Below are 9750 nucleotides of genomic sequence, written 5' to 3'. Positions count from 1 at the left end.
GGCGGAGGCAGCGCATACGTCGCCGATGGGGTGACGGGCGTCGGTGTGGCGGCCGGCGCGTCCAGGGACGGCGGCGGGGCCGCGGGGCTCGGCGGCGGGGAGGAGGTGGCCGCGTCCTCGGCGATCGCGTCGAAGTCGACGAAGCCGGTGCGCTCCAGGACGAGGATGTGGTCCAGGACGGTGCGGTTGGCGTCGTCGGCCAGACTCCGCACCAGCGCGTTGCGGGTGGTGGCGCGCACCTGCGCGACGACGGTGAAGACCTTGCCGTGCGCGAGCCGCAGGATGTTCGCGAACTTCCGGTCGTACGCGGCCCCGCGCGCCGCGCTCAGCTCGGCCAGCCAGTGCCGCTGCTGGGCGTTGGGCCGGTCGGGCAGCGCGAGACCGAGCTGCGCCGCCACCTCGCGTACGTGCCGGTCGAGCGAGGCGTGCCCCTCGACGAGGTGGGTGCCCGCCTCCCGTACGGACGGCACGGTGCCGCGCGCCTGGGCCTGCTGGCCCGCGGGCAGCTCCCACAGGCCCGCCAGGCGTACGCGGTTGACGAAGTCACGGTCGAGCGCGGACAGCGGGCCGAACGAGGTCGCGACGGTCTGGGTGTCGACGCCCCCGTCCTGCCCCGGCCGGCCGGCGAACGACCAGATCGGGAAGAGCAGCGCGGCCAGGGTCGCGGCGAGCGCGGTGACGACGAGGCCGGTGCCGGTTACGGATCGCATGGTGCCTCCTGATGCGGCACCGCACGCTAGTGCGCCCTGTGTCGGCCCTGTCGCCCGTTCGGGGAAGCCCCGCCAACGGCCGCCCGGCGTTGGTACGTTGACCGGTTGCTCGGGGGCCGTGGGGGCTACGGACGCCGCGGGGGATCAGCTGCCCCCGCAGCCACCACCGCCGCCGCAGGAAGAGGAACTGCTGCCGCAGCTGGACCCGGAGCTGCCGCACGACGAGCCGCCGCCGCACGACGACCCGCCACCACACGACGAACTGCCGCACCCCGACCCCGAACCCGACCCGCCGCACGACGATCCGCACCAGGCCGTGTCCGGGCTGTCGTCCGGCACGTTCCAGCCGCAGCTCGCGTTCGACGAGCCGGTCGACGTGGTGGACGACGACCCGGAGTACGGCGCCGCCGAGGCGCCCGCACCCGCCATCGAATGCTGCACCTCGGTGAGGTGGTCGCGCAGTACGTCGTCCACGAGCAGCGCGGTGCTGCCGAGCGCCACGAGCAGCGCGGCGGACTGGGTCGCGTCGCTCACCAGGTCCGCCTTGTGCGCCGTACGGAACGTCCGTACCGCCGAGACACCGGCCCGCGTCACCCGCCTGCTCAGGATCTTCCGGCACACCACACCGGTCACGGTGCCGAGGAGGGCCGCGGGCAGGACCCGGACGACGAAGGGGGTCTCTCCGTTCGCGCCGGTGATGGCGCCCGTCAAGGTGAAGAGCAGGACGAGCACGAAGCCCGTCGCACAGATCCCCAACTGCCAGGCGGCGTACCGCCGCCACGGGCGCCCGGCGCGCGGATGCCGCATCAGACCGCGCTTCGCCAGCCGGTCGCCGATCGCCTGGACGGCGGGGGCCCGCATGACGTGGCGGCGCAGGGTGTCCAGCGCGCCGTCCGGAGTCCGCGCCAGCGAGTCCAGGACGGCCGTCTCGACCGGGTCGTACGCCACCGCCTGCCGCACGGACACCACACCGGGCCCGCCCACGGCGAGCCGGCCGTCCTGGTGCATCCCGGCGATCGCGGCGTCCGCGACCCGGGCGGGGCCGCCGGCGAGGAAGGCGATCTCCCAGAGTTCGTGTGCGGTCGCCTTGCGGCGCTCGGGGCGGGGCGTCGCACGGACGACATGGACGGTACGGGCGACGAGCAGCAGCGAGGAGGCGGCGATCACCAGGGTCACGAGCAGCGCGAGCATGTTCACCACCCCCGGCCCAGGGCGAGCCGTGCGGCCCGGACGAGCCGGTTCCCGGGCCTGCCCGGCGGTTTCGGCCCACAGCGGTCCCGCCACCACTGCGTCAGCTGACGGCGCGCGTCCGGGTCGGCGGGCCGGTTCTCGGCCAGCAGATGCACGGCGAAGTCCATGGCGTCCTGGCGGTAGCCGCCCTTCATGGGCCGGTGCCGCGCGTAACCGAGGAAGCCGGGCCGGTAGTCCGCGCCGAGGATGCCCGGCAGTTCGGGCGCGACCTTGGCGACCACGGAGGCCCGCTTGTCGGCCAGCGCCCGGCTCTGCACGAGCAGCCGCCGCCGGTCGAAGCCCTCCGGCGCCGGCGTCCCGGCCACCAGCGCGGAGAGCAGCGCGGCCTGCGCGACGGCCAGGCGCTGCCGGGCGGGGGTGGTCGTGGCCGGGTCGGTGGTCGGGACCGGGCGGATGGCTGTGGCCGGACCGGTGGTCGGGGCCGGGCCGGTGGCGGGACTGCCTTCCGTCGCGGGCTCCTGTGCGGCCCCGGACCCCCGGCGTGCCGGGACCGTCGGAGCCTCCTTCATCACCGTGCGGATCATGTCCAGTTCCTTGGCGAGTTCGCCGGTCGCGGGGAAGTTCTCGTCGCGCTCCAGGAGGACGCCGGGAGGGGTGGTGCGGGCGCAGAGTTCCGCCAGTACGTCCAGGACAGGGCGGGTCACCGGGTGGGCGTGGGTGTCGTGCCAGACCCCGTCCCGCTCGATCCCGCCCGCCACGTGCACATACGCGATGGCCTCGACCGGCAGCTCGTCCAGTGCCGCGGCCGGGTCCTCGTTCCGGTTCACATGATTGGTGTGGAGGTTGGCGACATCGATGAGCAGCCGTACGCCGGTGCGCTCGACCAGTTCGGCGAGGAACCGCCCCTCGGTCATCTCCTCGTCGGGCCAGGCGACCAGCGCCGCGATGTTCTCCACGGCGAGCGGCACGGGCAGCGCGTCCTGCGCGATGCGGACGTTCTCGCAGAGCACGTCCAGCGCGTCGCGGGTGCGGGGCACGGGCAGCAGGTGCCCCGCCTCCATCGCGGGGGAGGCGGTCAGCGGGCCCCCGGCCCGTACGAACGCGATGTGCTCGGTGACCAGCGGCGCGCCCAGCGCCTCGGCGCGTTCCGCGAGCGCGGCGAGCCGGGCCGGGTCCGGGCGTTCGGCGCCGCCGAGCCCGAGCGAGACGCCGTGCGGCACCACCGTCGTGCCCCGCTCGCGCAGTGCCTGCAAGGCGGGTGGGAGATGACCGGGACAGAGGTTCTCGGCGACGACCTCCACCCAGTCCACGCCGGGCAGTTCCGCCACCTCGTCGGCGATCTCGGGCCGCCAGCCGATGCCCGTACCGAGATGTTCCATGGGTCCCCCTCCCACTCGTGCACCCCCGTGGTGTTGGGTAGTCATCGCCCCGCCGGCCGGGAACCAATCCCGAAGGCGGCGGGTTCAGAGGATGATTTGAGCTTGCGACGGCGCATGCCACCGGGCGAGCGGCCCGGCCCCCGTCCCGCGCCGCGTCCACGGCGACGCGACGCCGTACGCCCCGCGTTCCGTATCGCTCAGCGCGCGGTCTCGACTCCGACCGCGGCGCCCAGCGCGAGCAGGACCCCGCCGGTTGCCTGGTCCAGGCGGCGGCGGACGCGGGGGCGCTGGAAGAGGGCGCGCGCCCGGTGCACCGCCAGGGCGATGCCGCCGAGCCAGAGCAAGCCCAGCAGGACGTGGACGGCGACCAGCAGCAGCGTCGTGGCCACGACCGGCGAGCCGTGCGGGATGAACTGCGGCAGCAGCGACATGTACACGACCCCGACCTTCGGGTTCAGGACATTCGTCAGCAGGCCGGTGCGGAACGCCCGCAGCGGCGTCTGCCGGCCCGCGTCGGCGATGCCGGATTCCGGGCCGGCGCCTTCCGGCCGGTCGCCTCCCGGTGCGCGGCGGCGCGCGCTGCGCAGCGCCTGGAAGCCCAGCCACATCAGGTACAGCGCCCCGGCGATACGCAGCGCGTCGTACGCCGTCCGCGACGCCGACAGCATGGCGGTCAGCCCGACCGCGCCCGCCAGCCCCCAGACGACACAGCCCGCGGCGATGCCCAGCGCGGAACACAGCGCCGCCCGCCGCCCCGAGCCGAGGGAGGTCCGCAGCACCACGGCGAAGTCCGGCCCCGGCGAAACGGTCAGCAGGACGGCCACCGCGGTGAAACCTATGAGAGAGGAGAACACGGAAGATAACCGTACGTTGTCCGCTGACCTCGGCTTTCCCGGGGCCCGGCGGTCGTACCCCTTGCCCGGGAGCCGGGTGCCTGCTCCCATGGCCATCGGGGGGTGAGGGGACATGAGCGACATCCGTCATCAGCCCGGCGCGGAGGACGGGTCAGGGGCCCAGGTGCCCGCCGACGCCGTCACGGACCTCGGTGCCGAGGGGACCGGGGAGGGGAAGCGGGAGGCGCGGTACGCGAGCGACCCCGACCGGCTGTTCCTGCCGCCGGACGACGATCTCGCCCCGAACCGCCCGGGAGAGGCCCTGCGGGTCCGCCTCGCGGAGGAGCCGCGCGCGAGGGCCGCGCTGTGGTGGGCCCGCCTGCTCGGCCGGCGCCCGCCCCAGGACGACTGGCACCGGCAGCTGCTCGGCGAACAGGCCGTCGGTACGGCCCTGGACCTGCTGACGGCGGGCGGCTGGTACGTGATCCACTCCGTGCCGATGCCGCCCGCGGCGGTCATCGGCCATCTGCTCATCGGCCCCGGCGGCGTGCTGTGCGTCGGCACCCACTACGTGCGCGGCGCCCGGGTGCGGGTCGCCGAGGACGCCGTCCGCGTCAGCCGCGGCCACCAGGCGTTCCCGTACGTCCGGGACATCCGGCAGGAGGCCCGGCGCGCCTCCTACGTGCTGACCCGGAGCTGCCGCTTCCGCGTCGAGACCCGGCCGGTGCTGGCGTTCGTCGGCGCGGCGGACGTGACCCTGGACCCGGCCCTGCGCGGCGTACGGGTCCTGCGGGACGAACGCGAGGTGCCCTCGCTCGGGCAGCTCGGCGGGGTACTGGCCCCCGCCCGAGTGGAGCGCGTCTACACGGTCGCCAGGAACCGCCGTACATGGCTGGCGGCCTGAACGGGCCCGCGCCTCACACTCCCGTCAAGCTCCCGGACTCCCAGGCTCCCCGACAGTTCGGCGAACCGCGTCGCGCAACCAGTGATGCGCCCCGTCGGCCGCGTGGCGCGGATGCCAGGCCATGCCGATGGTCACGGGCGGCAGCGGCAGGGGGACATCGAGGAGGTGCAGGCCGAGGGCGGTGGCGGCGTCGGTGAACGGTGAGGGGGTGGCGCCCGGCAGGGCGATGGGGATGAGGCAGACGACATCGCTGCGGGCGGCGAGGGCCATCGCGGCCAGGTGACTGGGGAGGACGGCGGTGACCCGCCGCTGGAGGCCGTGCCCGGCCAGGGCGGTGTCCAGCGGGCCGGTGAACCGGCCGCGGCGGCTGACCGCGACGTGCTCGGCGGCGGCGAGCCGTTCCGGGGTCAGGGGTTTTTCGGTGAGGGGGTGGCCGGGCCGGACGGCCGCCACCATCCGGAGGGTGACCAGTTCCTCGACCTGGGTCTCGGGGTCGACATGGTCGATGGCGCCGATCTCCAGGTCGATCCGGCCGTCGCGCAGGGCCGGCTGGGCTTCCAGCTCCTCGGCCCGCAGGCGCAGCGAGACCCCGGGCGCCTCCTGCCGGGCCAGTTCCAGCAGGCCGGGGACCAGCGCCGCGCCCACGATGTCGGCGGCCTGGATCGTGAAGGTGCTGCGCAGCGCGGCGGGGTCGACGCCGGTGCCGGGGGAGAGCAGTTCTCCCAGGCGGCGCACCACCGTGGCGGCTTCGTCGCGCAGGGCCTGGGCGCGCGGGGTGGGGACCATGGTCTGCCCGGCCCGGACCAGCAGAGGGTCCTGGAGGATGCGCCGCAGCCGGGCGAGCGTGCGGCTCATGGCGGCGGGGGAGGTGTGCAGGCGCGCGGCGGCGCGGGTGACGCTGTGCTCGGCCAGCAGCGCGTCCAGCGCCACGGCGAGGTTGGCGTCGATGACCGGCTCGGGTCTGGCTGGACTGTTCACACCGTTCCCACTGTTCGGGCTGTTCACCAGCGTCGTTCCATTTCGGGCAATGATCCCTTGCCGATGTTCCCATTGTGGCAACGCCGGGCGCCTCGCAGGATGAAGACGTACCGGTTCCGGTACGTCCCACACGGTCTTCACGACCGCTCTCACCTGCCCTTTCGGAGGCAATTCACCATGTCCGCAGAGGAAACCGCGCCGCCCGTCACCGCCTTCCTGCTCATCAAGACCATGCCCGAGTGGCTCGCCATGACCCCCGAGGAGCGCGTGCACGCCCTCGACACCGAGGTGATGTCCGTGGTCAAGGCCAGGACGGCCGGCGTACGGTCGCGCTTCTACGACACGGAGTTCTACTCCACCCGCGTCACCGACGTCTGGGTCTGGGAGGCCGACGACCACGAGGCTTACCAGCTCCTCATCGACGCGCTGCGCGAAACCCCGTTCTGGGACCGCTACTTCGAGGTCGTCGACATCCTCGTCGGCACCGAGAACGGCTACGCCCGTACCTACAACGTCGATCCCGTCGCCACCGTCAGCACCTGATACACCGCCCGCACCGGGCGACTGCCGATGCCCTCCCGCCCCACCCGGCCGGAGGGCTTCGGCCGTGTCAGCAGCCTCCGGCAGACGGTTCGAGCCGCGCCCGCAGCGCCGGATGGTCGGCGACGACCGTGCACGAACCGGGAGCGATCTCCGTGAACCCCGCGTCCCTGACCATCGGCAGCCCGTCGTGGATCAGCCGCTCCCACTGGTGCGGCGCGGCGGACCGTACGGACAGGGGGAAGCCGGCCTCCCGCCAGGACGTGCGCTCGGCCGGGGTCAGCTCCCACCACGCGAGCTGTGCGCCGTGGCCCGCCTGGGCCATCGCCTTGCCCGCCGACATGTCCAGCTCGGGGTTGAGCCACAGCACCACGCCGCCGGGATCGGGCGTTTCGGGGGCCCGCGGGTCGTCCAGGTGCGTTCCGGAGACCTGGAGCCGGGCCAGGTCCTTGGGCCAGCCGTCCAGCGGGACCGGCGGGAAGACCCGTACCTCCGCGTTCGCCCCGCGCACCGTGATCCCCGGCAGCGCCTCGGCCCGGCGCCATTCCGCGCCGCGCGCCCGGCGCACGACCTTGCGGATACGGGCGTCCTGCCAGTCGCGTACGGCTGCCGCCCACTCGCCGTCGCCGGTCGCGCGCTCGTCCGCGAGCAGCACCAGGACGGCCCGTGCCGCGGTCTCCAGCGCGTCCGTGCGGGCGGGGGGCGCGTCCCGCTCGATCCGTACGACGAGGGGGAGGACGTACTGCGGGGCGGCGTCCCGGTCGGACTCCGCCGGGCGGGTCGCGTCGGCCGGGGTGCCGGCCGGATCGCCGGGGCCGGTGAGGTCGGTGCTGGTCACACGGACAAGTGTGCCAGCAGCCCGGCCGGACCCGCCGGGGGCCGCCGCGGGCCGTGCCTTGGCGGAGCGGATCGTTCCGGGTGATGATCCTCCCTATGCACAGCGACCTCTTCGCCTCCGAAAACGTGGTCACACCGGCCTCCGCGCCCGGTATGACCCTGCAGAACGCCAAGTCGATCAAGTACACGGTGGACGGCGAGTGCTTCGCCCGCCAGGGCTCGATGGTCGCCTACCGCGGTGACCTGCAGTTCGAGAAGAAGGGGCAGGGCGTCGGCAAATTCATCAAGCGGGCCGTGACCGGCGAGGGCCTGGCCCTGATGGCGGTGCGCGGCCGGGGCGAGGTCTGGTTCGCCCACGAGGCCGCCAACTGCTTCGTCGTCGAACTCGCCCCCGGCGACGGCATCACGATCAACGGCCGCAACGTGCTGTGCTTCGACCCGTCCCTGTCGTACGAGATCTCCACGGTCAAGGGCGCGGGCATGACCGGCGGCGGCCTGTTCAACTCGGTCTTCACCGGTCAGGGCAAGCTCGGCGTGGTGTGCGAGGGCAACCCCATCGTCATCCCCGTCTCCCCGCAGGCCCCGGTGTTCGTGGACACGGACGCGGTGGTCGGGTGGAGCGCGTCGCTGAAGACCTCGCTGCACCGCTCGCAGAGCCTCGGCTCGATGCTGCGCGGCGGCTCCGGCGAGGCCGTCCAACTGCGGCTGGACGGCGAGGGCTTCGTGATCGTACGGCCCAGCGAGCTGCGTCCCGAGCGGGCGAGCGGGAACTGACGGTGGCGGCCGGGGGCGGGAACGGCCAGGGGACGGCGGGGCGCCGATGAGGCTGGACGGGGTCGGGCGGCGCTACGGAGTGCGCGGCCCATGGGTGCTGCGGAACGTCGATCTCGACCTGCCGCGGCGCTCCCTGGTGCGCGTGGAGGGGCACAACGGCAGCGGCAAGTCCACGCTGCTGCGGCTGCTGGCCGGGATCGACGCGCCCAGTACGGGCCGTATCACCGGCCGCCCGCGCACCGCGTACGTCCCCGAACGCTTCCCGGCCGCGCTGCCGTTCACCGCCGTCGGCTACCTCACCCACCTCGGCCGGGTGCACGGTCTGCGCGGCCGTACGGCGGCCCGCCGCGCCACGGAATGGCTCGACCGCTTCGGCGCCGCCGGCCACGCCCGTACGCCGCTCGCCGAGCTGTCCAAGGGCACCAGCCAGAAGGTCGCGGTGACGCAGGCCCTGCTCGCCGAGCCGGATCTGCTCGTCCTGGACGAGGCGTGGACGGGCCTGGACCCGGCGGCGCGCGAGACCCTCGACCGGGCCGTGGCGGAGCGCGTCGCGGCGGGCGGCACGGTCGTCTTCGTCGACCACGACCCGCGCCGCCTGGAGGGCGCGGCAGACGCGCGGTACCGGGTCACGGGCGACCGGCTGGACCGGCTGCCGGATGAAGCGGAGGGTCCGACGGAAACCGGCGGCCTCCACGGCCCCCGAGTGATCATCGAGGCGGCGGCACCCGCCGGTGCCACCGCTCTCGCGGACATCGCCGGCGGCCTTTTGGGCCGGCCCTCCGCCGCCCCCGGCCCGGACGGTACGACGGTCCGGCTGACCGTCGCCGCCGCCCACTCCGACGCGCTGCTGCGCGCCCTGCTCGCGGCACATCCGCCCTGGCACATCCGCACCGTCACCCCGGCCCCGCCTCCCGACGAAATCCGGTAACCGTGATTCCGCTCCTGCGCTACCACTCGGCCCTGCTCCTGCGGTCGCACCGCTGGCTGCCGCCGGTCCTGCTGTACGCCGCCTTCCTCGCCGTCGGTGTGCAGCCCGGCGGGCCGGTCCTCGACTCGTACGGGTTCGCCGCGATCGGCCCGCTGCCCCTCGCCGCCTGGCTGTGCCGGCTCTGCGTCACCGGCGAGCCGCCCGCCGCCCGCGCCTGCGCCGCCGCGGCCGCCGGCCCCGGCCGGGCCCACCTCGCCCGGGTCCTGACCGGCGCGCTGTCGGCGACGGTCCTGGCCCTGGCCGGCACGGTGTACGTCGCGCTCGGGTCCGACCCGCACGCCTCCGACCACCACACCGCCGTCCCCGAGGCGCCCGCGTTCTGCGCAGGGCTGCTGGCCGCGCTCGTCTCCGTCCTGCTCGGCACGGCCGTCGGGGCCCTGTGCAACTGGCCGGTGCTGCGCAGCACCGGCTGGTCGGTCCTGTCCGGCCTGTCGGCCGCGCTCCTGCTGCTGGTCGGGAGCGCCTCGCCCGCCAACGCCGCGGTGTCCGGCCTGGTCACCGGCTCCGCCCACGGGACGGTCACCCTGCCCTGGCTGCCGTTGCTGGGCACGGTCGTGATCGCGGCGGCGGCCACCGCCGTGGCCTGCCGCCTCAGTTCGCGCCGGAGCTGAGGCCG

11 protein-coding genes are annotated in these 9750 nt (G+C 74.6%); 5 read left to right on the top strand and 6 right to left on the bottom strand.

Annotation, left to right across the window (positions count from 1 at the left end; genetic code table 11):
• The 4 genes from ADK86_RS27245 to ADK86_RS27230 form a co-directional block, all read right to left on the bottom strand.
• Window positions 1-710: DUF4142 domain-containing protein (locus tag ADK86_RS27245; protein WP_053698989.1), on the bottom strand; the 710-nt coding region annotated here is incomplete at its 3' end.
• A 144-nt stretch (window positions 711-854) separates the two neighbouring features.
• Window positions 855-1901: a TIGR04222 domain-containing membrane protein gene (locus ADK86_RS27240; protein ID WP_053698988.1), complete on the bottom strand. Its 1047-nt coding sequence runs from the start codon at window positions 1899-1901 to the stop codon at window positions 855-857.
• Window positions 1902-1903: 2 nt separating this feature from the next.
• A complete protein-coding gene (locus ADK86_RS27235; protein ID WP_053698987.1) occupies window positions 1904-3280 on the bottom strand; it encodes a DUF692 domain-containing protein in 1377 nt (458 codons plus the stop codon).
• 197 nt (window positions 3281-3477) lie between these two features.
• Window positions 3478-4134, bottom strand: a complete 657-nt coding sequence (locus tag ADK86_RS27230) for a LysE family translocator (protein WP_053698986.1) — start codon at window positions 4132-4134, stop codon at window positions 3478-3480.
• A 112-nt stretch (window positions 4135-4246) separates the two neighbouring features.
• On the opposite strand from ADK86_RS27230, the gene ADK86_RS27225 reads away from it, so the two are divergent.
• On the top strand, window positions 4247-5017 hold the full coding sequence (locus ADK86_RS27225) for a nuclease-related domain-containing protein (protein ID WP_107088572.1): 771 nt from the start codon (window positions 4247-4249) through the stop codon (window positions 5015-5017).
• Between the two features lie 24 nt (window positions 5018-5041).
• Here ADK86_RS27225 and ADK86_RS27220 read toward each other — a convergent pair whose 3' ends face one another.
• Window positions 5042-5995 carry a LysR family transcriptional regulator gene (locus ADK86_RS27220; RefSeq protein WP_053698997.1) on the bottom strand — a complete coding sequence of 318 codons (954 nt, stop codon included), beginning with the start codon at window positions 5993-5995 and terminating at the stop codon, window positions 5042-5044.
• 177 nt (window positions 5996-6172) lie between these two features.
• On the opposite strand from ADK86_RS27220, the gene ADK86_RS27215 reads away from it, so the two are divergent.
• Window positions 6173-6538, top strand: a complete 366-nt coding sequence (locus ADK86_RS27215; protein ID WP_053698984.1) for a darcynin family protein — start codon at window positions 6173-6175, stop codon at window positions 6536-6538.
• 67 nt (window positions 6539-6605) lie between these two features.
• Here the strand turns inward: ADK86_RS27215 and ADK86_RS27210 are convergent, their stop codons facing one another.
• Window positions 6606-7373: an aminoacyl-tRNA hydrolase gene (locus ADK86_RS27210; RefSeq protein WP_053698983.1), complete on the bottom strand. Its 768-nt coding sequence runs from the start codon at window positions 7371-7373 to the stop codon at window positions 6606-6608.
• A gap of 95 nt (window positions 7374-7468) precedes the next feature.
• Between ADK86_RS27210 and ADK86_RS27205 the strand changes: the two genes are divergently transcribed.
• From ADK86_RS27205 to ADK86_RS42565, 3 genes are read left to right on the top strand one after another with little or no spacing between them, the layout of a single operon-like run.
• Window positions 7469-8146, top strand: coding sequence for an AIM24 family protein (locus tag ADK86_RS27205; protein ID WP_053698982.1), 678 nt, complete (start codon window positions 7469-7471; stop codon window positions 8144-8146).
• Window positions 8147-8192: 46 nt separating this feature from the next.
• Window positions 8193-9074, top strand: a complete 882-nt coding sequence (locus ADK86_RS42570; RefSeq protein ID WP_107088571.1) for an ATP-binding cassette domain-containing protein — start codon at window positions 8193-8195, stop codon at window positions 9072-9074.
• Window positions 9075-9076: 2 nt separating this feature from the next.
• Entirely contained in the window at window positions 9077-9745 is a 669-nt protein-coding gene (locus tag ADK86_RS42565; protein WP_053698980.1) for a hypothetical protein, read from the top strand.
• Window positions 9746-9750 lie beyond the last annotated feature (5 nt).

The organism is Streptomyces sp. NRRL F-5755 (genome assembly GCF_001279365.1).
In the GTDB taxonomy this organism is placed as follows: domain Bacteria; phylum Actinomycetota; class Actinomycetes; order Streptomycetales; family Streptomycetaceae; genus Streptomyces; species Streptomyces rimosus.
The sequence above is the reverse complement of the archived record's forward strand: the minus strand, read 5'-3'. Positions and strand labels throughout refer to the sequence as shown.

Excerpts from the sequence above, each read along its gene's own strand:
- ADK86_RS27240 (WP_053698988.1), bottom strand. The coding sequence starts at position 1,901 with ATGCTCGCGCTGCTCGTGACCCTGGTGATCGCCGCCTCCTCGCTGCTG.
- ADK86_RS27235 (WP_053698987.1), bottom strand. The coding sequence starts at position 3,280 with ATGGAACATCTCGGTACGGGCATCGGCTGGCGGCCCGAGATCGCCGAC.
- ADK86_RS27225 (WP_107088572.1), top strand. The coding sequence starts at position 4,247 with ATGAGCGACATCCGTCATCAGCCCGGCGCGGAGGACGGGTCAGGGGCC.
- ADK86_RS27215 (WP_053698984.1), top strand. The coding sequence starts at position 6,173 with ATGTCCGCAGAGGAAACCGCGCCGCCCGTCACCGCCTTCCTGCTCATC.
- ADK86_RS27205 (WP_053698982.1), top strand. The coding sequence starts at position 7,469 with ATGCACAGCGACCTCTTCGCCTCCGAAAACGTGGTCACACCGGCCTCC.
- ADK86_RS42570 (WP_107088571.1), top strand. The coding sequence starts at position 8,193 with ATGAGGCTGGACGGGGTCGGGCGGCGCTACGGAGTGCGCGGCCCATGG.